This is a genomic window from Larkinella soli, assembly GCF_003703975.1.
Lineage (GTDB): Bacteria > Bacteroidota > Bacteroidia > Cytophagales > Spirosomataceae > Larkinella > Larkinella soli.
Window position 1 is genome coordinate 75947 of the sequence record NZ_QTJY01000002.1, and the last position, 26278, is coordinate 102224.

Sequence of the window (26278 nt, forward strand, 5' to 3'; positions counted from 1 at the left end):
AGTAGTATAACTAAAAACCCGGCCGAACGATTTCGATCGGCCTTATTCGGCCAGGTTGAACCGCACCTGCACCCCGCCCGCGGTGGTGGCCCGGCGGAAGGAGTTCGATACCAGCGGATCGTTGAACGTCCGGTCGAAGTAGAACTGGAGGTTCAGGCGACGGTTGACGACGTAGCTGATCTGCGGCCGCAGCTGGAAGTTGACGTTTCCGGCCGTAATTACCTGCTCCCCGACCCCGTTTTCGACCGTCTCATCCAGTTTGCGCTGGACGGCCCGCGTATCGCGGAAGGTCAGGTTGCAGTTGAACGTCAGGTCGTTTTTCAGCTTCCGGTACGCGCCGTTGATCCTGAACGGAATTTTGAAATTGCTCTTGGTGAAGCCGAACCGGAACGTAATGTCCTTGTTGGTCAGTTCGGCCACCTGGGCATTCGACAGGTTCAGGGCCACGCTGCGGTCCTGGTTGTATTCCAGCCCCCCGCTGATCTTGCTCTGGGTCCGGAACGTGACGCCCAGCAGGGGCGAGAACCGTTCCGACATGGTGATGGTGCTCATCACGAATACCGGCACGAACTGCCGGGTGTCGTTGTACCGGCTCGACAGCGGGTAGCCCATCACGGCCAGATTCACGTACAAGGCATCGTAGTCGAGCGAGGAGGTGAAGTTCCCGACGCTGTAGGTCGAGGTATAGGCGTGTGAAAGCGTGAAGGCGCTGAACAGCTTCCGGAACGGTTTCAGCTGCGACAGGCCGTTGTAATCGACGCGCCAGTTGGGCAGCGGAATCCGCAGGAACGGGTTCATCTTCACCTTGTTCGGGTCCTTGCCGCTGTAAGCCGCGAAAAAGGCGGGAATCAGCACATCCTGCGAATTCAGGTTGTACTGGCCGCCATTGCCGACCTCCGGGTTGATCTGCATCAGCCGGGCCAGAATGATCTTTCGATATTGGGCGAAGCGGTCGAAAATCGGCGAGGTATTGTTCCGGTTCAGCTTCGTGAAGGCCGTCTTGAACGAAAGGAACGACATGCTGAACTGACCGTTGCGGAACGGACTCAGGCTCGCAAACTGCCCGGTCGAATCGGGTCGGAACAATTCCTGGTAGGTGTCCTGCCGGGTCAGACGGGCCTCGACCGTAATCCGGAAATCCCGGAACGGCTCCAGCGTCGTGCGGGCGTCGAACTTTTTAGCCAGCGTTTGAGTGAAATACTGGTTCTGCTGCTGGCTTTTCGACAGCCAGCCCCGCTCGGCGGCCCGGTAATGGAACCGCCGGTCCTGACTCCCCAGAATAAAGCCCAGCCCGGGCGCATTCTCCCGCGAGTTGCCGAAGAACCGGGCCGTCGGCAGGAAGCCCGGCAGGAAGGTCGATTCCTGCACAGTATAGTTGAAGTTGATGCCCCGAATGGTCAGCAGCGTCCGCACGAAGCTTTTCAGCACCCGGTTTTCCTGCCGCTGGATGTCCTCGATGTCACCGGGGTTCCGGGTAAAGTTCTTCCGGGGCGCCGAGGGCGTGTTGGCAAACCGCAGCGATTTGATCTTGTTGTACAGCCGGACAAAGTCGACCCTACCCTGAATGCCCCACTCCCGGTTGTTGCGGATGATGTTCCCGAACTCCACATTATTGGTATCTCTGATCCCGTAGGAGTTCGCCTGGAACTGGTACCCGATGTTATAGGTCAGGTCGGCGGCCACCCAGTCGAGCAGCGGAATCTTGTCGAGCGGCATCCGGTAGGTGGTCCGGATGTTCTGCTCGTAATTTTTCGTCCGGCCGAAGCGTTTGGCGTTGGCCCAGACGGAGTCCGCTTTCTGCTGTGTATTGAGGTCGCCCGCCGGCTCGTCGATGATGGCGTTGGAACGGGCGTTGTAGGTCAGGATGAGATTCCGCGTCAGGTTCCACTGGAGGTCGTAAAACCGGTTGAACCAGAAGTATTTTTCAAACTGCGGCACCACGCCGGCCGTCGTCAGTTCGGAGTTGCGGAGCTGGGTTTTGATAAAGCTTCGGTCGACCTCACCCCGGATGGACACCTGCGTCGGCAGCAGCGTGAGGTTGAAGTCGCGCAGCCAGCGGAGGTAGGGCCGTTCCAGAGCCTCGAACCGTTTGAAGGGCTCGAATGCCTTCGGCTGGGCGCTGTACACATAGGCCAGACCGCCCCGGTATTGCCGCTGAACGAACTGGTCGGTCAGAATGTTGGTCCGGGTCGCTTCATTGAACGCATAGGTAAACGACAGGTTCTCCACGTCGTAGAAGTGCGTCGGAGCGCTTTGGTTCGTCCGTACCTTCCGGACGTTCGAGAGGTTGAAACCGCGCCGGACCGAATTGTCCTCCACGAGCCGGCGGTAAGCCTCCCGTTCGTTCTCTCCCAAGGTCGAAAGCGTTTTTTCGAGGGGCGTGTCCGGGTCGAGCGGATTGAAATGCGGCTGGATGTGCCGGCGGTCGTAGTTGATGAACAGCGGAATCCGCAGCCCCCACTTTTCGGGCAGGAACTTGTCTACCGAAATGGCCGACTGAATGCCGTACTCCGTCGTGGTTTCGCGTGCCCGCTCGGCGATCCGCTGCTGCACCCCGCCGAAGCCGAAGGTGGTGATTTTCCCGGAGGCCGTCACGGTGGCGACGTCGGCCAGCTTGGCGTTCAGTACGCCCACGGCGGCCCGGCCGGCGGTCTGGTCGAAGCCCGTGGCCCGAAGTTCATCGACCCAGACCGTAAAGGTCTGCGGCCGTTCGTCGGGTGATTTCGGATTCCTGACCCCGATCATAATGACCTGAACGGCACTCAGGTCCGGGTTCCCGACCACCGTCAGCTTATACCGGCCGTCGAGGCTGGTCAGGGTGAACGGGGTGGCCGAGGTGCGCGTGAGCTGGCGGTTTTTCTCGGCCTTCAGGTTGATCAGTTCCTCGAAAGCGATGTCCAGCTCGTTGTCGGACGGCCACACCACGTCGGCCGGCTGCGTCCCCTGCGGAGTGGCCTTCAGATTCGGGATCTCAATTTCGTAGAAGTTGTCGGTAAAGTCGGTTCCGAGCCGGATGAAGGCCGAAACCTGGCCGTCGGCGTTGTCGTCGCTGTGCAGGTGGATGTTCATGCGCAGCCGCTCGCGGAACAGCAGGTCCTGGTTGGTGTTGCGGTAGGCCGCCCGCGAGTCGCCGTCGCGGAGGTTGGTCACGCTCAGGCTCATGGACTGCTCGTTGAGCTGGACGTTGTTCAGCTGCGTAAAGTCACGGTCGCGGATGAAACCCGGCGGCACCTGATACACGTATTTGTTGTTACCCGGCGCACTGTTCTCCTCGATGTTGACGGCCGCCACCTTGAACTGCGCGTCGTAGGGCTCCGGCACTTCCTGAAGGCCGCGGGCCGAGAGGTCACCGGTATATTTCCGATACTGGTTGGAGGTCATCTGCATCTGGGCGAACCGAAGCACCACCGGCTGCTGGAATTCCGTCAGATACATCCGCGCAAACCGGATCGACTTGAAGCTGTTGATGCTGCCGACCTTGCGCTGGTAGTCGCGGACCGGAATCCGGAACAGATACCAGGTAACCGTCTTACCGGCCCTCGACTGCACGTCCACCTTGTCGACGATGTACCCCTTCCCTACCTCCAGACCGCCCGGTTTCAGGTCGACTTCGTATTCGTAATAGGCTTCATTTTCGTTGACGGTATTGTCGGTATTGAGGTCCTCGATGTCGGGCAGGGTCGTCGAAGCGGGCGTCACCAGCTGGTTGCGGTCCTGGAGTTCCGGGGAGTTGTTTTCCAGCCCCATATACTGCTTGTACCGGGAAACGATGTACTTCGCCGAGTCGGCGCGCTGGCCGTAATAGAAGATAAAATCATCGTTGGACGGGTCACCGAGCAGGCGTTCCCGGGCCGCAGCATTCAGCCGGGGCGACACCTGATCGATGTAACTCCGGAAGTACCGGGCTTCTTCCGGGTTGCTCAGACCATCGAGCCCGACGTCCTGCCGGTCACGCGCGCCGTTGTCGAACGCCTGCGTCACGAACTGGGAGCGGGTCACGTACCCCCAGGCCGTCGAGTCGCGTTTGTTCAGCGGCTGATTTGGGATGTACAGTCCGTTTTCAAAGTTATACCGGTTATCCTTCACCACGTCTTCCGACACGTCGCCGAGGTTGAACACCAGCTTGCCGCCGGTCGTGTTCGGGCGGTTTTCAAAGCCATCGTGGACCACCGCCAGCGTGTCACCGTTCACGCCCAGGAAGGGGTCCATGAGCCAGAACTCGTAGTTTTCGATGTTGGCGTTGTCGAAATCGGCATCGGAGGCAATTGCCCGCATGACCGAACCGAAGTTCCGGCGCGGGTCGCCCTGAAGCCGGCCGTCGGCGTCGAGGTTCGGGTTGAAGTTATACATCCCCCGCTCCCTCGGGAAGTAGGCCACGTCAAGAATGTTTTCGGGCAGGTTGACCAGCCGGGCCGAGCGGCCTTTAAACAGCTCCTGCGACAGGAAGAACTGCTCGTAGTAATTTTTGAGGTCGTTCTCGCCGAGGTTGCTCTGCGGAGCCCGGTTGCTGGCGACGGTCGTCGACGTACTGAACGTATTGTCGACGGTATAAACCGAAATCCGGGCGCGGTTAAAGGCGGATTCCAGCGGGTTGGTGACGCTGCCCTGGTTAAACCGCTGCGGGGTGGAACCCAGGCGCCAACGGGTCGGCTGACGGGTCAGGTCGTAGAGTGTCCGGGCGGCTTCGAAGTCGTCGATAAAGGCGTTGTTCTGCACGCGCGGAGCCACGCCGGGGAACAGCTGAGCTACCTCGCCCTGGAAGGCGATGCTGGACATCTCCTTGGTCTGGATCAGGGGCAGGCCGTCCAGAAGCCGGGTCAGCATCCGGGAGTCTTTCCGGATGCTGGCGTCGAACCCGATGATGGTGTTGTTGACCGGCTCGTTGCCGATGGCGACCCGCGTCAGAAAACCGGCTGGGGTTTCCTTCATGTTCATGGCCGTCATCCCGAGGCTCACCTCCGGGCTCAGCCGATAGTCGAGCCGGGTTCCGACCAGGCGCCGGATCTGGTTCTGGAACAGGTCGGGCCGCTCGTACCGGACCCGGATCTCCTGGCCGGAACTCAGCAGGCTTTCGTTCAGCCAGCGAATCCGGCCGATCTGCGGTTCCACCACAAAGTCGATGCCCGGCGACAGCGGCACTCCACCGGCCGTTATCTGCACCGACTTTTCATCGACGCCGTAGGGCAGCGGGACTTCTCCGGCCGTGAACGACTGGTAGCTTCCCCGCAGGAAGAATTTGTTCTTTCCGGCTACCTGCTGGGCATCGACCAGCGTGGTCCGGTACAGTTCATTATAGACGTACTTGGCCTGGAGAGCCTCGTAGCCCTGGAGTTTCGTGTTCAGATACGACCCGAAAGGTTCCAGCACCGGGAAGATGACCCGCCCATACCGGCTGTCCATCGTAATGTTCTCGATGTAGTCGAAGTTGCCGTCCTGCTGCGGATCGAGCTGGGCGTTCACCTGATCCATGTTGAAGACCTGCACCAGCGGAATATTCTGGACCGGACCTTCCTGCAGCGTAGGGTTGTCGATCCCGGTCAGGTCGTCCTTGTAGATGATGCGGAGCTGAAAGTTCTGCTTGTTGATCTGATTGGTATTCAGCGAATAGATGTTCTTCATCATTAGGTTCCACATCGGCAGCTGGGTATTGTTGCGGATGGTCGATGATTTGAGCAGTTTCAGCAGGATCACTTCGTCCTCTTTCCGGTTCTGATAGTCCTCGGTCAGTTCCCCGACTTTGAACTTTCGGCCCTGGTAGGTGTATTCATAGGCCACGGCCAGCACCTCGTCGTTGCGCAGCGGGGTGACCAGCGACAGGTAGCCCAGTTCGGCCTGAAACTTATACTCGGTTTCGGTCAGGCGCTTGGCTCCGCGCAGGAGTTCGTAATCGACTCCCCGGGCCAGCCCAAACTGCCCCTCCAGGGTCGCTCCGGCCTGATCGACCTGCCGGACGGCCGTGTTCGCGTTCAGTTTGTCGTACAGGCCGTTTCCGGTTTTGTTGTCCGTCGGGGCATTGCCGTTCGGATTGGTGGGATTCAGGTTCTGGTTCGTCGTGTTGTACGGCCGGGATTCCCCGAGATCGGCAAAACCGACGATGTTCCGCAGGCTGGCGGTGGTGTTGGTCCGGTTGGTCACGTATACCTCCAAACGCGTGATGGTAACGCCTGAGAGCGGCACCGGCAGGCGTTTTAGCGACCGCTCGTAGTTGTTCCGGAAGAAATGCGAAAGGAAGAAGTGGCGGTTTTCGTCGTAGTTATCGACCCGGATTTCGAAATTTCGCTGGAGGGAGCCGCCCTTGATGACGATTTCCTCCTGCCGGGAGCGCTGCTGGGACGCCACCAGCGTGGCGTAGAGTTTCCCGAAGCGAAGCTGGGTTTTTACCCCGAACAGGTTCTGTACCCCCGGAATCAGCTGGCTGCTCAGCGCCCAGTTGATGTTACCGGCTTCCAGCCCCTGCACGATGCTCGGGTCCTGCGGCTGGAACTGCGGCATGTCGGGCTGCATCAGGGCGGTATTGCCGGTTCCGTTCAGACCGTTGGCCGGGCCGGTAGAAAGGCCGTTGTTGAGGCCGTTCGTCAACCCATTGCCCAGGTCGCCGGCGTTCGGCACGCCCGGCAGGTTCGGGACCGGCGGGCGGTAATTCAGCTTCAGGACGTTTTCGAAGTTAAAGCTCGATTTGGTGTCGTAATTGGCCGTCAGGCCCAGCCGTTCCCCGATCTTCCCGCTGAAGTTGATATTGATCTGCTCGTTGAAAATGAAGTTTCCGTTCCGGCGCTGAAGGACCGGAATGATGGGGTTGTCGATGAACTGGTAGAGGTAGCCGAAGTCGAGCATGACAAAGCCGTTCGGCTTGAAATCCACGAGGTTACCGCCAAACAGCCGGTCGAAAACCGGAGGCAGGTCCAGCTTGGGCAGCAGCCCCCGTCCGCTGACGGCACTCTGGCCTTCGTTCCGGGCGCTGTACTCCCTCCATAAATTTTGCTGAACACGCTGGTTCTGTAATCGGTTATAGTCATCAAACGACAGGCTCTCGGCCGGACGGTAGGGCAGGCCGATCGAGGTGCCGGCCGGAAAATTCGGAGTCGGAACGCCCGGGGGCGGGGTCGCATTTGGGGCAATACCGGGCCGGATGGCCGGAAGCGTCACCTGGGTGGCGTCCTTCGGAATACCGATCCGTTCGGTAACGGAGAGCCGGCCGAGCGAATCCAGCCCGATGTCGGTGGACAGCGAACGCGGATCGCGGAGGATGAAGGGAGAACGGGGGTTACGAACCGAGAAAGGACTCAGGTAGCGGTCCTGCCAGCGGATTACCGGACGACGTTCGGCCGAGCGGAGGGCCCGGATACTATCCTGCCTCGCCCGGGCCGCCGAATCGGCAGGGGTAACCGGTCGCCGGCGTGCGGGCGTTTGTGCCGCCGACGAACCGGCCGCCAGCGAACACAAAACGATCAACCAAAGGCCAACCCGGCCTCTTACCAACCTCGCCTGGGTTGATCGCTGGTAATCAATAAATTCCAAGAGAAACACGTACAAACTGATTCGGTGGAATAGGTAGTTTTCTTTCTTCACACGAATATCCTCTATCTCCAAACGGCGAAAACCTTGCCATTATTTTTAGATGAACGGCGAATAATACAAATTGAAGACTGATTAAACGGTACCTATCAAATTCCTTGCCGATTATCGCAGCGCCAGCCGAATTAACTGTTCGACACTGATTTCTTCTCCTTCCCGTTTCAGGATCGTATCGACGCTCTTTTCGGCGACCGGCTTCGGAATACCGAGCGTAATGAGGGCGGCCAGGGCTTCTTCCCGGACCGGGTTGCCCCCCATGCGGTAGTTCGGAACGTTGGCCTGGGCCATGATCCCGGCCTTTTTCATCTTGTCGCGCAGTTCCAGGATCAGGCGCTGGGCGGTTTTCCCACCGATTCCCTTGATGCTCTGCACGGCCTTTACGTTTTCCATCAGGATGGCCTGCCGGAGTTCGTTGGGTGCCAGGGTCGACAGCATGGTCAGAGCGGTGTTGGGGCCGATGCCGCTGACACCGATCAGGTCCATGAACAGCACTTTTTCGTCGGGGTCGGCAAAACCGTATAAGGTCTGGGCATCCTCCCGGATGTGCTGGTAGGTATGCAGTTTGCAGGTTTCTCCCGGTGCGGGCAGGGCCGTCGAAGTATAAAGGGAAATATGAATTTCATAACCCAGCCCGTGGGTTTCCAGGATCACGAACGTCGGATCTTTATGGGTAATTTTTCCGGTGATATAGGCAATCATAGAAGGCTTGTGCGGCCGGCAAAGCGCCGGTTGCGAAGAATCAAAGATATGAAAAACCCGCGACATTCAGGGTGTCGCGGGTCGTGAATGGTGCTGTCTTTGACGCGGTTCAGCCGACGATCAGCCGCTGGCCCGGCCGCAGGGAATTGCCCTTGATCCTGTTCAGTTTCTTGAGCTGCTCGACCGTCAGATCGCTGTAGCGCTGGGAGATGTTCCAGAGGGTGTCGCCGTCCTGAACCCGGTGGTATTTCGGCTTGTAGGTTTTCCCTTTCCGGGCCACTTCCCGGCGTTCGCCGGTTTTTTCGGCTCTGGCCACCCGGACCGGGGCCTCCGGCTCTTTCATGATCACCAGTTTCTGGCCCCGCCGGATGGAGGTCGAACGCAGGTGATTCCATTTTTTCAGATCGTATAATTCGACGTCGTATTTCTCGGCGATGCGGTTCAGCACCTCCCCTTTTTTGACGATGTGATACGTCTTCCGGGGTTTCTTCTTTACGACCTCCTCCATGTCTTCCTCCTCACCGGCGGGGGCGTTTGCCGCTACGACCACCCGGTTTTCCCGGGCCTGTTCCTCATTCGCGCTGGTGAACGGGAAGTAGTCGTACCGGCGGGCCGAATCCAGGCCGTAACTGACCGATTCGGCGGAAGCCAGCAGCATATTGGTCGAAACCGACGGAAACCGGGAAGCCGAGTCGAGAATGGCCAGCCGATTGGCCTCGAAGAAATCGAAGCGGTCGCGCGGGACCCGCAGCACGAAATTGCGGGTATGCTCCGGCAGAATCCCCGTCATGATGCAGGGATTCATCTTCTGCAGGTCGGCCAGCGGAACCCCGGTAAATTTAGCGAACCGCTCGATGGACATGAATCCATTGACGTGGATCGTATCGCAGGGAATGGGATATTCGGGCGCTTCGGCGTAAATGCCGTGGTCGTTGGCGAAGTTCATCATGTAGGTCAGGGCGATGAACTGCGGGACGTAGGCCCGGGTTTCTTTCGGCAGGAAGTTGTAGATCGTCCAGAACGAATCGCCCCCGGACCGGCGCATGGCCCGTTTGACCGTGCCGGGGCCGCTGTTGTAGGCCGCCAGCGCCAGGTGCCAGTCGCCGAAGACGTTATAAAGCTGCTTCAGGTATTTGCAGGCCGCCACCGTCGACTTTACCGGGTCCATCCGTTCGTCGATATACTCATCCTGATACAGCTTGTAGTCGGAACCCGTATACGGCATGAACTGCCACAGCCCGCCGGCGCCCACGCGGGAAACCGCCTTCGGGTCCAGGGAAGATTCGACGATAGAGAGGTATTTCAGTTCGTCGGGCAGGTCGTGTTCGGCCAGAAGCCGCTCATAGAGAGGGAAGAACATCGGCATCCGTTCCATCACCTTTTTGGTGTAGCTCGGCTTGCGGAAGGTAAAATAGTCGATGAAGCCGTGGACCGTCTTGTTATAGTTCAGAGCGATCGACTTCTCCAGCTTCCCCAGCCGGTCGCGCAGGGTTTCTTCCGGCACGGACATCACTTCGGGAAGCGCAACCACTTCAATCGGTTCACCCAGGGTATCGGCGGCAACGCCATTGGTATCGGAAGGAAATCCTGCCCCCCAGCTCCGGGGACACACGCTCGCTACAATTACAACTGCACAGGCAACACGGAGGCCGTGAAGGGTCTTCTTCAGGTACGTCATGAGCAGGTTTTAGGTTACAATTCGGTTAAGTACAGCAATCGAATCAAAGAGTCTGGCGGTTTAAAAATGGGGCGAAAAATACTTTTTATCAAATTTCCGGGATAAAAAAGCCGGAAAAACTATTAAAAGTCCTATTTATCCCGAAAAATGCCGCCCAAACGGCCGGAACGGGTGGTGTGGAGAGTGGGAGTAATCAAGCGTCCGACGGAAGCCGGATGCCGCTGAAAAGGCCTGTTTCGGAACGAATATCGCCGTGGATCAGGCCGGAACTTCCTGCCGCTGCCTCAACCGTCCGGCGACCGACAGCAGGTCGGCTTCGCGGAAGGGTGCGGCCATCAGCTGAAACCCGATCGGCAGCCCCGTCCGGTCGGTACCGTTCGGCACCGAAATGGCCGGGCAGCCCGCCACGTTGGCCTGCACCGTGAAAATATCGGCCAGGTACATCTGTAGCGGATCACTGGCCTTTTCACCGATCCGGAAGGCCGTCGTCGGCGTTACGGGGGTGGCAATCAGATCATAACCGGCAAACAGGGCGTCGGTGGCGTCCTTGATTAAACGACGAACCTGCTGGGCTTTCGTATAATAGGCATCGTAATAACTTGCGCTCAGGGCGAAGGTGCCCAGTAAAATCCGGCGCCGGACCTCGTCGCCGAAGCCTTCCGTACGTGATTTTTTGTAGAGGGATTCCAGGTCCGTCGCGTTGGGACTCCGGTAGCCGTAGCGAACCCCGTCGAAGCGCGACAGGTTGGAGCTGGCTTCGGCGGTGGTCAGGATGTAGTAAGTGGGTAGAACGTGCTGCAACAGGGGAAAATCGACCGGCTCGACCGTATGGCCCAGCGCCTGAAGGGCATCGAGGGCCTCCCTGGTTTTCTGCCGGATGTCGGCATCGACGCCTTCGCTCTCCACGCCCTCCCGCAGGTAGCCGATGCGGAGGGGCCGGTTTTCCTTCAGCAGGGCATGGTAGGCAGGCACTTCGTTGCGGGACACCGTGCTGTCGAACTCGTCGGGACCGGCCATCACTTCGAGCAGCAGGGCGGCATCCTCCACGCTCCGCGTGATTGGGCCGATGCAGTCGAAGGAGGAAGCGTAGGCGATCAGCCCCCAGCGCGACACGCGCGCATAAGTCGGTTTCAGCCCGACGACCCCGCAGAAGGCAGCCGGCTGACGAACGGAGCCGCCCGTATCGGACCCCAGCGAAGCCAGACAGAGACCCGCCTGCACCGCCACCGCCGACCCGCCCGACGACCCGCCGGGAACCCGGTCGGTATCGGCCGCATTCCGGACCGGCCCGAAGGCGGAGTTTTCGTTGGAAGACCCCATCGCAAACTCGTCGCAATTCTGGCGGCCGATCACGATGGCGTCCTCGTCGATCACCCGCTGGACGGCCGTCGCCGTGAACTGGGCCGTAAAACCGTCCAGAATGCGGCTTCCGGCCTGTACGCCGTGACCGGTATAGGAAAGTACGTCCTTGATCCCGATGACCATTCCGGCCAGCCGCCCGGCTTTGCCTTCCTGCCGGCGGGCGTCCACTTCGTCGGCCCGGCGAAGGGCTTCCTCGGCATAGACGGCCACGAAAACGTTCAGGTGCCGGTTTTCTTCGATCCGCCGGAGATAATGTTCAACCAGCCCGCGGCAGGTGACCGCACCAACGGCAAGATCGTTCTGAATCTGGGAGAGGGAGTCGTACGTTTTTACGGACATAGGGAACGGCAGGTGGTAGTAAAAAAATAGACAACAGAGCGAGCTGTTGTCCAGGGGAATGATTGAATGATGGAATTGTTGAATGATTGATTAGGCTCCGCAGTGCCGAAAATGGCAGCGCGCACTCAATCATTCAACAACTCAATCCTTCACCAATTATTTCGTATCGCGGAGGCCTTCTTCGATGTTTTCGCGGACATCTTTGGTTGCGTCCTTGAATTCACGGATGCCTTTTCCAAGACCCTTCATCAGCTCCGGAATCCGTTTTGCACCAAAGAACAACAGGATAACCAGACCGATCAGAAGCAGTTCAGTGCCGCCGAGCGAGCCTAAAAAGGCAAAAATCGTCAGTAATTCCATAATAGTATGAGTTATAAGTGTATGCAGGAATTCATTACAAAAGTAACGTTTTTTATGAATTTATTACACAGCCCTTTATCGAATTTTCACCCAATTTTAATGGAAGACCGGTCGCGCTCCCACTGGCTGAATTTCTCGATATCGTCGCCGATGGAACTTACCAGCCACAAAATTAGGGCGATATCATCCGTCAGTCCCAGGACCGGCAGCACGTCCGGCAGAAAATCGAGCGGAGACACGAAATAGATCAGGACGGCCACCAGCCGGACGAGCGTTTTGCTCGGCAGGGACCGGTATTCGCCCTTCGCGTATGCCCGGACCATCCGGACCAGCAGATTGATCTGGTCGCGGGCGGCCGAATAACTCCCCCCCACTCCCAGCGAACCCGACTTCTCCGCTACCCGGCGGATCAGGTCCATCAGCGATTTGCCGCTCCGGGTATACCGTGATGCCTTCTGGGTGGAGCGACGAAAGAAAATGGAGCTTAGCACGGCCGATAACAAACGACGGTTTGGCATGGACTTAGGTTAATTTGAATGATGGACGGAACGAGTCGGGAAAACCCGATTTCATTGCTATAACACATTTTCCGGACCAAAAGTGTAGATTCATAAAAAAACCGTTAGCGAACGGCATGAGTGTTCGACGCCTGTCCTATTTTTGCACCGATTTTTCACTGTGTCTTTCACCCGTAAATCGAATAATTCTATGAAAATTACCGTAGTAGGAGCCGGAGCCGTTGGGGCGACCTGTGCCGATAACATCGCTCGCCGGGAACTGGCCGAAGAGGTGGTTCTCCTCGACATCAAGGAAGGCCTCAGCGAGGGCAAGGGTCTCGACATGCTTCAGGCATCCACACTGCTGGATTGCGACGTCAAAATCACCGGTTCTACCAATAACTACGAATTAACGGCGGGTTCGGATGTAGTGGTCATCACTTCGGGGATTCCGCGCAAACCGGGGATGACCCGGGAAGAACTGATCGGCATCAACGCCGGCATCGTCAAGGGAGTGACCGAAAACATTCTGAAACACTCTCCCGACGCCATTTTCGTCATCATCTCCAACCCGATGGATACGATGACCTACCTGGCCCTGAAATCGTCCGGCCTGCCCAAAAACCGCATCATCGGCATGGGCGGCATCCTCGACTCGGCCCGCTTCAAAACGTATCTTTCCCTGGCCCTGAAATGCTCGCCCAACGACCTTCAGGCCAGCGTCATCGGCGGTCACGGCGACACCACCATGATCCCGCTGACCCGTCTGGCGACCCTCTCCGGGGTGCCGGTCGGCAACTTCCTCGATGCCGAAACGCTCGGGAAGGTAGCCTCCGACACGATGGTGGGCGGTGCCACGCTGACCAAACTGATCGGCACCTCGGCCTGGTATGCACCGGGTGCGGCCGGCGCCATTCTGGTCGAAAGCATCGTTCGTGATCAGAAACGCCTGTTCCCCTGCTCCGTGTACCTGGAGGGCGAATACGGCCAGTCGGACATCTGCCTCGGCGTTCCGGTCGTGCTGGGTCGCAGCGGCTGGGAGTCGATCGTCGATTTCAACCTGAACGAGGAAGAGCAGGCAGCCTTCAACAAATCGGCCGATGCCGTCCGGAACATGAACAATGTTCTCGAAACCCTGGAAATCTGACCCGCATAAAAATTAAGAGGCCGGCACCCGCCGGCCTCTTTCTGTTTTCGCCAAGGTTCGGGAATCAGATAAATACCTGGAACTGGAGAACCACCTGCCCGCGACGCCCCGCCGGTTCGAGCGGCCCCGAAGCGACGCCCCGGTAATAAGGGCGGTTCTGATAGTCGATCGTAAGCTTGCCGTTATGGCCCCGGATGAGCCAGTTCAGCCCCACATTATAGACCCCCATGGTTTTGGTCAGCCGGTCGTAATCGCCGAGCTGGGCCTGGGCGTAAGGCATCAGTGTTCCGTTGTTGCCCAGCAAATTCTGCCGGAAAAGATACCCCAGCTGGGCATAAATGACGCGGCCCGTTCCGAACATCGGAAACGCGTTGCCCTGCGCGCCCCCCAGCCCGCCCGGCGCCTGGGTGATCCCGCTGGCCGGGTTCATGATCCCGTTGAACCGAAGGTAATTCTTTCCGTAATCGGTATGGAAATAGCCCAGATAGGCATTGACGGCCGAGCCGGTCGCCGGGTTGGCGGGCAGGTCAAGGAAGGCCGCCACCGACCATAAATTCAGGTTCTGGTACACGGTGTCGACTGCCGTCGCGCCGGTGTGCCACAGGGCATTTTTCTGCGTAATGAATCCGGCCTCCAGATTGAAGATTTTCTTTTTACCCAGATACGTCCCGGTCATGTAACCGGGGGTCTGGTGGGATTCCCGGTCGAGAAACTGGTAGAGCAACAGCCCCTGCACCTGTTTGCTGTGGCCTTTCAGGGCAAAATTGGCATTCGGACCCAGGGCCGGTGGAGCCGCTCCGCTGGTCTGAATCGGGAACGGGTCGCTCAGGGCGAAGCGGTAGTCGACCGGTCCTATCTGTCCGCGGGCGTAGACGCTGAGTTTACGGGAAAATTCGTCGGTCTGGTCCACGGTGGCCTGCGCAAATACCGGCACGTCCATCGACAGGATCGAACTCACGCCCGGCTGACTGAACCGCGAAAGCCCGTTGACGATGGTCAGGCCGCCCCCGATCTTCAGATAATCCCGGTTTTTGAAAACCACATATTCCCCGACCGCATCGTGAAAGAACGCCTGAATCTTGCGATTGGAGGGCGTCCCGACGGTATTGAAGCCCGGAAAGCCGTTCAGGAAGTTGAAATTGTTCATCCCGAACTGGAAATACAGGAAAAGGTGGTCGCTGATCTGCCCGAACAGCTGAATGCGGGTCCGGCGGAGGCCAATGTCGAAGGTATGGTCCCGGGCCTCCCCGATTACGGTCGTGCCCGGGTTGCTGCGGTTCAGCCGAAGCCAGGTCTGGTTGAGAAACGTGACCTTGAAAAAATGGGAGCCGGACGCGTTCAGGTTGTACTTCAGCTCGTTCCTTTCCGGCGAGGGCCGGGGCGGTGGCCCGGAGCTGGAGTCGGTCGTCGGCTGGGCGAATGCCAGACCGCCCGAAAGCAGCAGGGTGCCAATCAGTGTGTACTTCATAACAGGTGGAATAGGATGAAAAAAACCGAAGGGCCAAAGATAGACCGTTCGGTTTTTTGTGCGTAAAAAAGATTGGTGCCTGCTGCCGGGAGGGGAGCCTATCGTCCCCATTCGCAGTCCGGTTCGAGCCATTCCTGCCCCGGGTCGATGGGCTGGCCGTCGGGCGGTGACAGCACCCCGGAAGCCGGAACCTGCTCGGGATGCTGCTCATACTGCCGGACCAGAAAGGACAGGAAACTATCCTGATTCTGAGCGGGTTCGATGGTACGTTTTATTTTCTGAACCGCCCGGTGGGCCTCCTCCCGCACCCCGGCGTCGTTGTCTTTGTTCAGGGCCAGCGAAATCAGATGGTCCAGCACCCGCAGGCGGGTCATCCGGGTGATCTCGCACCGGTAATTCTTTTCCAACGGCTTTCCGTATACTTTGGCGATCACCCGGTCGAACACCTCGTCCAGCCCGATCTGCGTGGGATCGAACAGCTTCTGCCGCAGCAGCCGGGCGCAGCGTTCGGGGTTGAGCATCATCCGGACCGTCATTCCAACGGCGGCTTCGGGCGGCCCCAGCGGGTCGAAGGTGATGCCGGTATGGCGTTTGAACACTTCCCTCGGGTTGGGATCATACCGGAACGCGCGGGGCGGAATCAGGCTCAGTACCGGCTCAGGCACCGCCAAGGCCGCCGGGTCGAGGGTCGCCAGCAGGGCGTCGAGGGCCTTGCGCTGCTGCCCGGCCGGAACCGTCGCCAGCACCCGCTGCCCGTCGCCCCGGAGGGCATTCGTATATTCCTGACCGCCCAGTACCTTGGCGGCCGCTTCGACCTGATACCGGTGGAACATATACATCGGCACGAACACCTCCTCCATCGTCGCCATCGGCATCCCCGCCGGAATCTTCTTCTCGCTGAAATTCGACAGGGCCACCCGCCGGACTTCCATGACGCGGTTGAGTTCGTCCACGGCGTTGCTGCCGTTGTCCCAGAGGTGGGTAGCGGGGTGGGCGCTGCCCTCGGGCCGGGCGTCCTGATCGGTCAGGAAGGTCAGCCCTTTGGCGTGCATCTGCCGAACGATCTTTTCCAGTTCCTGTTTTTCGTAGGTGCCCTCCGGGAAATGCTGGTATCCCCAGATGATGGACCACTTGTCGTAGTCGCCGATGGCTTTGGTGTAGGCGTCGGAGAGGTCGATGGATGCGCCTTTCAGCCTGGCGACCATGTGTGGATAATCCATCACCGAAGCCCGGTTCTGCGTGCTGGCGACGTAATTATGCGGCAGGCCCAGCGTATGACCGACCTCATGGGCGGCCAGCTGCCGAAGCCGGTCGAGCGACATCTGCATCATTTCCCCGACGTGTGAAGTATCCGTATCGAACTTCCCGACCAGCCCCTGGGCAATCAGGTAATCCTGCCGGACCCGCAGCGATCCCAGCGTCACCTTGCCCTTGATGATTTCCCCGGTCCGGGGGTCGATCACACTGGCGCCGTACGACCAGCCGCGCGTCGAGCGGTGTACCCACTGGATCAGGTTGTAACGGATATCCATCGGGTCGGCGTCGGGCGGCAGCAGCTTCACCTGAAAGGCGTTTCGGTAACCGGCGGCTTCGAAGGCCTGGTTCCACCAGGCGGTGCCTTCCATCAGCGCCGACCGGATCGGTTCGGGCGTCCCGGGATCGAGGTAATACACAATGGGTTTGACGGGATCGCTGACGGCGGCTTTCGGGTCTTTTTTCTCCAGCCGGTGCCGGGAAATATACCGCTTCGCGATCGGTTGGCTGACCGGGGTGGCATAGTCGAAGTATTCGATGCCGCCGTAGCCGATGCGGGGATCGAACTCCCTCGGTTTGTAGCCGGGGTCGGGCAGCTGCACGAACGAGTGATGCTGGCGCATGGTCACCGTCGTGGCGGTCGGCACCACGGAGCGCAGGTAGGCGCCGGGGCTGTCGCCGGTGAGGGTGATGATGGCTTCGAACTCCGTATTCTGCGGAAAGGCTTTGGTCCGGGGCAGATAGGGTGCGCAGCGGGTGGGGTCGAGTTTGAAATTACCCTGCCGGGTCTGGCTGATGGCCTGCACCGCGCCGACCGCATCCTGCATCAGAAAGGGCGTCAGATCGACCAGCACCCGGTCGGCTTCTTCGGCCACCACCTCGAAGCCCCAGTGCACCGACTGGGCAAAGGACTCCTCGACGGCCCGCCGTTCGAGCGGATCGTTGCTGATGGCGCGGTAACTGTAGTTCGGTTCGATCATTAAAACTTTGGGGCCGCTGCGCTGGAACCGGACGATGTGTTCCTGCCCCAGCCGGCCGCGGTCCAGCCCAATATCGTTGGAACCGACCCCCGACGCCAGGGAGGGGTAATACAGCAGTTCGGTGTCGAATCGCTCGATTTCCAGCCAGATGCGGCCTTTTTTGGCGTCCCAGTAAAACGTCAGAAAACCGGGCTGCTTTTCCATCCCGTTCGTGAAGGCGGTGATGGTGGGGGTCTGGGCGCGGACAGAGGGAAGGCTGAGAAGGACGAAAAGGCTGAGGAGAAGGCAGAAAGGCAGAAAAATGCCGGTAGAACTTTGTCTTCGCATAGAGGTTGTATGTTGGTGGCGTATCGCTAAATATACGAAAAGGTGTTACCGACTGCCAACAACCTTCAACTTCAACTCCCCCAATTTTCGCTCGTTCTGCTCGTCGGGGTCAGCGGGGCGGGCAAAACGACCTTTGCCCGGCGGCATTTCCGCCCGACGGAGGTCGTCTCCTCGGATCATTGCCGGGCGCTGGTGGCCGACGACGAAAACGACCAGTCGGCCACTTCCGACGCGTTCGAGCTGCTTCACTTCCTGACCGCCAAACGGCTGAAGCGGGGCCGGCTGACGGTCATCGATGCGACCAACGTGCAGCCACCGGCCCGCGAATCGCTCCTGGCGCTGGCCGGGGAATACCGCTGCCCTGTGGTCGGCATCGTGTTCGACATGCCGGAAGCGGTTCTCGTCGAACGCCGGAAAAACCGTACCGACCGGGCCTTCGGCGACCATGTGCTGCACCGCCAGCGCCGGGATCTCTGGCTCGATGTGCGGTATATGGAATACGAAGGGTTCAAACAAGTGTACCGGCTCCGGTCGCCGGAGGAGGTGGACCGGGTGACTATCGTAATTCAAACGTCACCTTCACCTGGGCGGGAATCCTGATCAGCTGGGGAATATCAAACAGGTTGCCGTCGGCGGCCATGCCATACCCCACCCGCATCTCGGCGTTGGCGGCCATCTCGTTGGCATAGAAGACCTTCCTCAGCACCGGATCGGTTTCTTCCGTATCCCGGACGCTCAGGACGCTGCCGAGGGTCCGGCCGGCGGCTTTCGCCATCACGACGGCTTTCCGGCGGGCTACCTCGACGGCTTTATCGAGCGCGTCGTTCTTGCTTTCCTCGGCCTTCGACGAACTGAAAGCCGCACTGAAGCGGTTGAAACCGCTGCCGATCAGGGCCAGCTGCAGATCAGGGTAGCGTTTCAGGTCATTCAGTTTGAAAAACACCTGTTGATTGGTAACGATCTCGTCGCGACGCTTGCCTTCGGGCCCGAAGATATTCTCGGATTTCTGGACCGTCAGCAGGGAATACCGGATGTCCTTCTCCACGATCCGGAACTCACGCAGGAGCTGTACCAGCCGTTTTTCGGCATTCCGGTGGCTTTCATAGGCCCGGCGGGCGTCGTTGGGATCGCTGAACTGGAGCGTGACGGTCACCTTGACCTCGTCGGCCGGGAGTTCCAGCGTCGCATCGCCGATGACCACTACCCGGTTGACGGGCAGATCGGGGGTCTGCTGCTGGGCCCGAAGGGAAGAAAAGCCGAAAAAAGAGACGAAAAGCAGAAGCAGGATGCGCATGGTGATTTTGGTTGGTTGTATTCGAAAAATGATCCTCCAAACAGGAGGTGAATGATGGTTTGCATCGTCAAAAGTCCGTACCTTGTCCGTCCGTTCCGACTCCTGCCGTTGATACCGATGCGACCCTTGTATGCTTTCCTGTCTGCCGTCCTCCTGATGGCCTTCCAGGGCTGTGAAAAACCGGCCGAAAACACCAGCACGCCCCAGCCGGAGGTAAAGGCCCGCGTGGCCGCGCCGGTCGTTTACCTAATCAGGGCCGGAGACCATTACTGCCAGCAGTCCGCGCTCGTGTTCACCCCCAAAACCACCCTTTCGTTCAGCGCGAAATTCGACAATTCGGCGATTTACAAATCCACGACTACCGCCAACCAGGAGGACATCAACAAGCTGTACGGCTTTTCCGACTGCGATACTCATCATAACGTTTCCAGCGCCCGTTTCGGATGGAACTGGAAAAATAATGCCCTCCGCATCTACGCCTACTGTTACGTCAACGGCCAGCGCATCACGAAGGAACTGGGCGTCGCCCTGGTCAATACCGGGTTCGACTACAAGCTGAGCATCGTCGGCAACAACTACGTGTTCTCCTTCAAGGGCCGTGATACCGTCATTCCGCGCGGCTGCACGAAGGTGGAGAGCACCCAGCGGTATCTGCTCTACCCCTATTTCGGCGGGGACGAAGTGGCGCCCCACGACATCCGGATTTCCATCACCGAGAAGTAATCAGGGCAGGCCCGGTATGCCCAGCCACCGGTTCGGATTGGGGCAGATCGCCAGAAATCGTTCGCGGTCGGGCAGGCTGCAGACACCGGGGAAGTCCCCCCATAGACCCATCAGATCGGTCATCAGTTGGAAATGCAGGTGCGGAGGCCAGTCACCGTTTTCCGGGTACGGCCCGATTTCGCCGAGCCGCCGGCCCGCTGCCAGCCCCTGCCCTTCCTCCAGGCCCTGAAGGGAACCCCGGCTCAGGTGGCCGTACAGCGAATACACCGTTCCCGATTCGAAAGTATGCCGGAGGATGATCGTCGGGCCGTAGTCGCCGAAGTGGTCGTTATCCCGAAAGCTATGAACCACCCCATCGTAAGGAACCGATACGGGCGTTCCGGCCGCGGCCCAGAGGTCGATGCCGAGATGCACGGTCCGCGGCTCTTCGGCTCCGTTGAAATGGGCGCTCCGGCGGTAGATGACGCGGTTTTCGTCATACCCGCCTACCCCGACGGCCGCCCCCGCCCGGCGGAGCTTTCCAAACACGTAATCGGTAAAAACCGCCGTATCCGTCAGATCGACATCGGCCAGATCAGGATTGCGGTTCGTAAAATCCAGCACCAGAAAAGGGTCCTTCCGAAAGTCGAAAGGCAAAACGGGGCAGACGGGCATGCAGGTGATTTCGTTAACGGGTCAATCGGCTGAGTTCGGGCGACTTTCCGACCAAACCAAATTCAATTTATTTTGTAATTATGCATATCGGCCGTGTTCGTTTGGGAGATTCCGGCCGGGCTTGTATTTTTAATCCCTTTTTGACCGTTAGTTACAAAACTTTCCGATCTTAACTATCAACAGACTTACTGAATGCAATCTACGATTCCATCTCCATCCGTCTCGGCCAAACACCCCCGCGGGCTGTATGTTCTCTTTTTCACCGAAATGTGGGAACGGTTCAGTTATTACGGGATGCGGGCCATCCTGATACTGTTTCTGCTGGATAAGGTCCGGGGCGGAATGGGCCTTTCGGAAGCGGAGAGCGGAGCCATCTACGGTTTGTACGTTTCCTCGGTCTACCTGCTATCCCTGCCGGGCGGCTGGCTGGCCGACAATGTTCTCGGCCAGCGGAAAGCCATCTGGTACGGAGGGATCGTCATCATGCTGGGTCATATCATCCTCGCCATCCCGTCCGGGCCGGGCGTTTTCTACACCGGTCTGGCCTTCGTCGCGGTCGGAACGGGGCTGCTGAAACCCAATATCAGCTCCATCGTCAGCGAATTGTATCCGGAGGGAGGGGCCCGCCGGGATGCCGCCTTTTCCATTTTTTACATGGGCATCAATACCGGCTCCTTCCTGGGCCAGCTGGTGGTCAGCTACCTCGGTGAAAAGGTGAACTGGCATGCCGGTTTCGGAGCGGCCGCCGTGGCCATGTTCCTCGGGCTGGTGGCTTACCGGGCACTGGGACCTAAGTACTTGCAGGACAAGGGGATGTATCCGAAAGCGCAGGAAAAACAGCCGTCCGGAGAAGCCGCCAAGAGCAACAGTACGCTCACGATCGTCCTGACGCTGGCCACCGTCGCCTTCATTGCTTTTCTGAGCTTTACGGGCCGGATCGACCTCTCGACGGCCACCGGCATCGCCCAGGCGATGGGCATCATCATTCCGGCCATTACGGTCATTTACTTCATCAACATCCTGGTGGCGGGCGGGCTGAATACCGTCGAGAAAAAGCGGGTGGTGGTGCTGATGGTCTTTTTCCTGGGGGCGGCCCTGTTCTGGTCCGGCTTCGAGCAGGCCGGCTCCTCGCTCAACATTTTCGCCGACCGCTACACCGACCGCGACTACTGGGGCTGGACGATGCCCGCCGGCTGGTTCCAGAACTACAACCCGGCCTACATCCTGATTTTTGCGGCTCCCCTGGCTTCGCTCTGGATTTATCTGGCCAAACGGAACCTGAACCCCGCCACTCCGGTCAAATTCGGGATCGGCATCCTGCTCATGGGTCTGGGCTTTCTGGTGATGGTATTCGGCGCCAACGCGGTCATTCAAAGCCTGCCGCAGACGACCCGGGTGTCGGGCAGCTTCCTGATTTTCACCTACCTGTTCCACACCCTGGGCGAACTGTGTCTGAGTCCGGTCGGCCTGAGCGTTTTCACCAAGCTGGCTCCCCGGCAATACCTGAGCCAGCTGATGGGCATCTGGTTCGTGGCGACTTCGTTCGGGAACCTGATCGCGGGGCTGTTTGCCGGTAATTTCGACGAAAACAACGTCGAACAGATGCCCGACCTGTTCATGAGCGTCGTGTGGTTCTCTCTGGTCACCGGTTCCCTGTTCATCATTTTCTCGAAACCGATCAAAAAATGGATGGGCGGCATCGAATAGCCTCACCCGCCGGCTTTTTTCGCTTTAAACCCCTTACCGGCCAGCCAGGCGAGGGCTTTGTCGCGGTGGTCGCCCTGGATCAGGATTTCCCCGTCCTTGACGGCCCCACCGGCCCCGCAGGCGGCTTTCAGTTGTTTGCCGAGTTCGTTTAGGTCGGTTTCGGTACCGACGAAATCCCGGATAGCGGTGACCACCTTGCCTCCCCCCCTGCGGTCGAGCCATACTTTGAGGTTCTGCTGCTGGGGGGGCAGCGTTTCGGCTTCGTCGCCGTTGTCCGGCTGAAAGCTGAAATCCGGGTCGGTGGAGTAGACGATGCCCGAGCGCGACCCGCCGGAATTCTTTTTCTTGCTCATAGTCTGATCTGTCTATTTCCCTTCACCGGACCGGCCGCAGCGGCCGGTCGACTACAGGATCACCAATAAACTCGACGGTACGACCTCCACCCGGGCGGTATCGGATTCCAGCACGACCGGCTCTCCGTCGATGTGCACAGGCAACGGCCCCTGCCCTTTCACCACCACCCGGGTTCGGGGCAGGATGCTCAGGTAAGATGAACGGTCGAGGGTCCGGTTAAAAAGCTGATAGCCCAGCATCAGCACCGCCTGCATCGGAAACGGTTTCATGCAGCAGAGGTCCAGCAGCCCGTCGGAGACGTTGGCCTTTGGGGCAATCCAGGCGTTGTTCCCGAACTGGCCGGCATTGGCGACCGTCAGTGAAAATAGTCGTTGTTTTTCCCCTTCCACCTCATACTCGGCCGGCCGGTAGCGCCGGTAGGCCGCCAGGGAGGTGCGGATATAGGTCGGCAGGCCCCGCGTCGCCTGCCGGGCGAACTCGTGAGCCACGTAGGCATCGAAACCCAGCCCGGTAGTACAGAAAAAAGGCAGGCCGTTGATGGTCCCGCTGTCGATCACGACGGGCCGGCCTTTCAGCGCCCGTCCGATGGCCTGCTTCGGCCGCAGCGGCAGGCCCAGGTGCCTTCCCAACCCGTTTCCTGAACCGACCGGCACGATGCCCAGCGCGGTCTGCGTCCGCAGGAGCGCCCGGGCGGTTTCGTTCACCGTTCCGTCACCGCCGATGGCCAGCACCCGCCCGATGCCCTGCCGGGCCGCAGCCTTCGCCAGTTCGGTGGCATGGCCGGGGGATTCGGTGAAGACCGCTTCCGGCACGAAACCGGCTTCCTCCGCGTCCTTCTTCAGAAAATCGACCCACTGCTGTTTTTCACGGACGGAGGCCGTTCCGGACAACGGGTTCACGATGGCAAGCAAACTCGTCTGGGCCACGGTCAGGAGAAAAAGATGAACAGGAGAATGATGAAAACGACGATGAAAACGTAATACCAGCCGTCGGCGAAGATGTAGGGCTTATAATCTTCGTAAAATTTACGGATTCGGTTCATAGGGAATGCCTCTTGCCCGCAAAGGTCGGAAAGTTGCGGCAGAATACGCAAAGAATACGGCCTGAATGCGGGGACAATCCGGCTTCTTTCCTTACTTTGCGCCTAAAAACGGGGAATGAGATACGTTGTTTTCCTGCTTTCCTTCTGGCTGGCCGCCTTCTCTGCGGCCGCCCAGACGCCCACCGACCGGAAAGCCATTCTGGACATTCTGAGCCGCCAGACTACCGACTGGAACGCCGGAAACGTGGAAGCCTTCATGAACGGCTACTGGCGCTCCGACTCGCTGACCTTCATCGGCAAGGTCGGGGTCACCTACGGGTACGAGGCCACCCTGAGCAACTACAAACGGCGGTATCCGGACCGGGCCACGATGGGAACGCTGAAATTCACCATCCTGAAGCTGGAGTTTCAGGCAAAAAACGTCGCCTACGTCATCGGCCGGTTTCATCTGACGCGCCCGCAGATCGGCGACGCCGAGGGCTCTTTTACCCTGCTCTGGAAAAAAATAAACGGCCAGTGGCTGATCATCAGCGATCATTCCAGCTAAACACTATGACACCCTTCGGATTAAACGCCGTCCACCGGCACACCTTCCGCTTTTCACAGGCCGACGTCGAAGCCTTCGCCCGGGTCACCGGTGACGACAACCCGCTCCATCTGGATGCCGATTTTGCGGCACAGACGCCCTTCAAACGTCCGATCATCCACGGTATGCTCGGCGCCGGCATCTTCACCAAAGTGCTCGGCACCGAATTCCCGGGCTACGGCTCCGTCTACCTGAAACAGACGCTGGAGTTCCTCCGCCCGATGTTCGTCGACACCGACTACGAGGCCGTCTTCACCGTCGTCTCCACCAACCCCGAAAAACACACCGCCGAAGTCTCCACCGAAATCCGGGACGCCGGCACGGGAAAAGTCACGACGAAAGGCGTCGCGACGCTGATGCATAAGGGAATTGTTGAGTGATTGAGTGGTTGAATGATTGAATGGGCTCCGCCATTTGCAGCACTGCGGAGCTTCATTCAATCATTCAACAATTCAATCATCCAACAATTTGAAACGCAAAAGGCCCGGCAGGTTTGCCGGGCCTTTTGCGTTGGGAAGCGCGTAAGGACTATGCCTTTTCCTGGCTGGCGGAGTTTTTCTGGTTCTGAACTTCGGACCGGATATTCTGAGCCAGGGTCTTCAGATCCTGCATGCCTTTCCGTACGCGGGTGCCGGCTGCCTGATTTCCTTTTTCATAGAATTTTTCGAAATCAGATTCCAAAGACATTACCAGATTTTTGATCTCATCGAAACGTGCCATAGCAATACGTATGGGTTTAAAAGGTTGAAAAAAATGCCTTAAAACGGTCAAAAACCGCGTTTTTGGCGAAATATACGCATTCTACGATTCAGCGCAAGAAAAGAAGTAAAAAAATCGTTGGAAAAATCCAAATAGTATACTAATCCTTACTAAACGGTTACTCAGCGGCCTGGGTAACCGTAGAAATGCCCTCCAGACGGCTGAATTGGGCATTTTCCTGGTAATATCCCCGGGCCAGCTTGTCCGAAACTTCGCTGAAGGCTTTCAGGGTATACTCGACGTCTTCAAGCGAATGGGCGGCCGTCGGAATGATCCGGAGCATGATGACGCCCTTGGGAACCACCGGGTAGACGACGATCGAGCAGAAGATACCCATGTTCTCGCGCATGTCGCGGACCAGGGCCGTGACTTCCGGAATACCGCCGACGCCGTGCAGCAGCACCGGCGTAACCGGCGAGGTAGTATCGCCGATGTTCAGGCCCCGCGCCCGCAGGCCCTCCTGCAGTACCCGCACGTTTTCCCACAGCTTCTCGCGCAGCTCCGGTTGGGTTTTGATCAGGTCCAGACGCTTCATGGCTCCGATGACATACGGCATCGGCAGGGCCTTGGCGTACGTCTGGGAGCGCATGTTATATTTCAGATACATGATGATGTCGTGATCGCCGGCGATGAAGGCCCCGATGGCGGCCATCGATTTGGCGAAGGTGGAGAAGTACAGATCGATGCCGTCCTGGCAGCCCTGCAGTTCGCCCACGCCCGCGCCGGTCGCGCCCATGGTGCCGAAGCCGTGCGCATCGTCGACCAGGAGTTTGAAGTCATATTTCTCTTTCAGGGCCACGATGCCTTTCAGGTCGCCGACCTTCCCCGACATACCGAATACCCCTTCGGTAATGACCAGAATACCACCACCTTTTTCGGCGGCCTTTTTCGTAGCCCGCTGGAGGTTCTTTTCCAGGCTGGCTACGTCGTTATGGTTAAACTTGTAATATTCACCCATTTTGGCTTTATGCAGCCGGATCCCGTCGATCAGACAGGCATGACATTCCGCATCGTAGACGATCACGTCGCGGTAATCCACGACGGCTTCGATGGCCGACATCACTCCCTGATAGCCGTAGTTCAGCAGGAAGGCGTCTTCCTTGCCGACGAAGGAGGCCAGTTGCTGCTCCAGCTGCTCATGGAGATCGGAATTTCCGGACATCATCCGCGCGCCCATCGGATAGGCAAGGCCCCACTGGGCGGCCGCTTCCGCATCCACTTTCCGAACTTCCGGATGGTTGGCTAACCCGAGATAGTTATTCAGACTCCAGTTCAGCATTTTCTTTCCCTGGAAGGTCATATGAGGTCCTAATTCCCCTTCCAGCTTGGGGAAAGCGAAATAATGGTGGGCATTCAGCTCCCGCGACGACGATCCGAGCGGGCCAAGATTCGTGCGTAATTTCTCAAATAAATCCACTTTATCTCGTTAATTATTGGTTTATAATGAGTTTGTTAACCACATAAGTACAAAAG

At 58.7% G+C, this 26278-nt stretch carries 20 protein-coding genes; 6 read left to right on the top strand and 14 right to left on the bottom strand.

The features are described from left to right. Positions 1-42: 42 nt before the first annotated feature. The 6 genes from sov to DX909_RS06600 all read right to left on the bottom strand — a co-directional run bounded on the left by sov (position 43) and on the right by DX909_RS06600 (position 12531). Positions 43-7443 carry a T9SS outer membrane translocon Sov/SprA gene (gene sov, locus DX909_RS06575; protein WP_229310971.1) on the bottom strand — a complete coding sequence of 2467 codons (7401 nt, stop codon included), beginning with the start codon at positions 7441-7443 and terminating at the stop codon, positions 43-45. A 237-nt stretch (positions 7444-7680) separates the two neighbouring features. Beyond that, positions 7681-8274: a Holliday junction branch migration protein RuvA gene (ruvA, locus tag DX909_RS06580; protein WP_128544358.1), complete on the bottom strand. Its 594-nt coding sequence runs from the start codon at positions 8272-8274 to the stop codon at positions 7681-7683. Between the two features lie 109 nt (positions 8275-8383). Beyond that, positions 8384-9952 (bottom strand): lytic transglycosylase domain-containing protein, encoded by a 1569-nt coding sequence (locus tag DX909_RS06585; RefSeq protein ID WP_128544359.1) that lies wholly within the window; start codon positions 9950-9952, stop codon positions 8384-8386. 258 nt (positions 9953-10210) lie between these two features. Continuing rightward, entirely contained in the window at positions 10211-11653 is a 1443-nt protein-coding gene (gene gatA / locus DX909_RS06590) for an Asp-tRNA(Asn)/Glu-tRNA(Gln) amidotransferase subunit GatA (protein WP_128544360.1), read from the bottom strand. Positions 11654-11809: 156 nt separating this feature from the next. Then, positions 11810-12013, bottom strand: coding sequence for a Sec-independent protein translocase subunit TatA/TatB (locus DX909_RS06595; RefSeq protein WP_128544361.1), 204 nt, complete (start codon positions 12011-12013; stop codon positions 11810-11812). An 86-nt stretch (positions 12014-12099) separates the two neighbouring features. Next, positions 12100-12531: a YkvA family protein gene (locus DX909_RS06600; RefSeq protein WP_206512968.1), complete on the bottom strand. Its 432-nt coding sequence runs from the start codon at positions 12529-12531 to the stop codon at positions 12100-12102. A 190-nt stretch (positions 12532-12721) separates the two neighbouring features. On the opposite strand from DX909_RS06600, the gene mdh reads away from it, so the two are divergent. Then, the gene (gene mdh / locus DX909_RS06605; protein WP_128544362.1) at positions 12722-13657 is read left to right on the top strand and encodes a malate dehydrogenase; all 936 of its coding nucleotides are present in this window, start codon (positions 12722-12724) and stop codon (positions 13655-13657) included. A 64-nt stretch (positions 13658-13721) separates the two neighbouring features. Here mdh and DX909_RS06610 read toward each other — a convergent pair whose 3' ends face one another. Further along, positions 13722-15125: a hypothetical protein gene (locus DX909_RS06610; protein ID WP_128544363.1), complete on the bottom strand. Its 1404-nt coding sequence runs from the start codon at positions 15123-15125 to the stop codon at positions 13722-13724. 98 nt (positions 15126-15223) lie between these two features. Then, a complete protein-coding gene (locus DX909_RS06615; RefSeq protein ID WP_128544364.1) occupies positions 15224-17686 on the bottom strand; it encodes a zinc-dependent metalloprotease in 2463 nt (820 codons plus the stop codon). A gap of 42 nt (positions 17687-17728) precedes the next feature. Here DX909_RS06615 and DX909_RS06620 point away from each other — a divergent pair, with 42 nt between their 5' ends. After that, positions 17729-18286, top strand: a complete 558-nt coding sequence (locus DX909_RS06620) for an AAA family ATPase (protein WP_164851209.1) — start codon at positions 17729-17731, stop codon at positions 18284-18286. Here the strand turns inward: DX909_RS06620 and DX909_RS06625 are convergent. Beyond that, a complete protein-coding gene (locus DX909_RS06625) occupies positions 18243-18980 on the bottom strand; it encodes an SIMPL domain-containing protein (protein ID WP_128544366.1) in 738 nt (245 codons plus the stop codon). The two genes, DX909_RS06620 and DX909_RS06625, sit on opposite strands and share 44 nt — an antisense overlap. Before the next feature lie 117 nt (positions 18981-19097). On the opposite strand from DX909_RS06625, the gene DX909_RS06630 reads away from it, so the two are divergent. Further along, a complete protein-coding gene (locus DX909_RS06630) occupies positions 19098-19703 on the top strand; it encodes a hypothetical protein (RefSeq protein ID WP_128544367.1) in 606 nt (201 codons plus the stop codon). Here the strand turns inward: DX909_RS06630 and DX909_RS06635 are convergent, their stop codons facing one another. Further along, positions 19704-20357, bottom strand: coding sequence for a peptidoglycan DD-metalloendopeptidase family protein (locus DX909_RS06635; protein ID WP_128544368.1), 654 nt, complete (start codon positions 20355-20357; stop codon positions 19704-19706). Between the two features lie 192 nt (positions 20358-20549). Here DX909_RS06635 and DX909_RS06640 point away from each other — a divergent pair, with 192 nt between their 5' ends. After that, positions 20550-22064: a peptide MFS transporter gene (locus DX909_RS06640; RefSeq protein WP_128544369.1), complete on the top strand. Its 1515-nt coding sequence runs from the start codon at positions 20550-20552 to the stop codon at positions 22062-22064. Between the two features lie 2 nt (positions 22065-22066). On the opposite strand, the gene DX909_RS06645 is transcribed toward DX909_RS06640, so the two are convergent. Both DX909_RS06645 and DX909_RS06650 read right to left on the bottom strand, forming a co-directional pair. After that, the gene (locus tag DX909_RS06645; protein ID WP_128544370.1) at positions 22067-22417 is read right to left on the bottom strand and encodes a translation initiation factor; all 351 of its coding nucleotides are present in this window, start codon (positions 22415-22417) and stop codon (positions 22067-22069) included. 51 nt (positions 22418-22468) lie between these two features. Then, positions 22469-23344 (bottom strand): diacylglycerol/lipid kinase family protein, encoded by an 876-nt coding sequence (locus DX909_RS06650; protein ID WP_128544371.1) that lies wholly within the window; start codon positions 23342-23344, stop codon positions 22469-22471. A gap of 231 nt (positions 23345-23575) precedes the next feature. Between DX909_RS06650 and DX909_RS06655 the strand changes: the two genes are divergently transcribed. After that, the gene (locus DX909_RS06655; protein WP_128544372.1) at positions 23576-24007 is read left to right on the top strand and encodes a YybH family protein; all 432 of its coding nucleotides are present in this window, start codon (positions 23576-23578) and stop codon (positions 24005-24007) included. Between the two features lie 5 nt (positions 24008-24012). Next, on the top strand, positions 24013-24426 hold the full coding sequence (locus tag DX909_RS06660) for a MaoC family dehydratase (RefSeq protein WP_128544373.1): 414 nt from the start codon (positions 24013-24015) through the stop codon (positions 24424-24426). A gap of 148 nt (positions 24427-24574) precedes the next feature. Here the strand turns inward: DX909_RS06660 and DX909_RS06665 are convergent, their stop codons facing one another. Continuing rightward, positions 24575-24766 (bottom strand): BF3379 family histone-like protein, encoded by a 192-nt coding sequence (locus DX909_RS06665; RefSeq protein ID WP_128544374.1) that lies wholly within the window; start codon positions 24764-24766, stop codon positions 24575-24577. 157 nt (positions 24767-24923) lie between these two features. After that, a complete protein-coding gene (locus DX909_RS06670) occupies positions 24924-26222 on the bottom strand; it encodes an aminotransferase class I/II-fold pyridoxal phosphate-dependent enzyme (protein ID WP_128544375.1) in 1299 nt (432 codons plus the stop codon). Positions 26223-26278 lie beyond the last annotated feature (56 nt).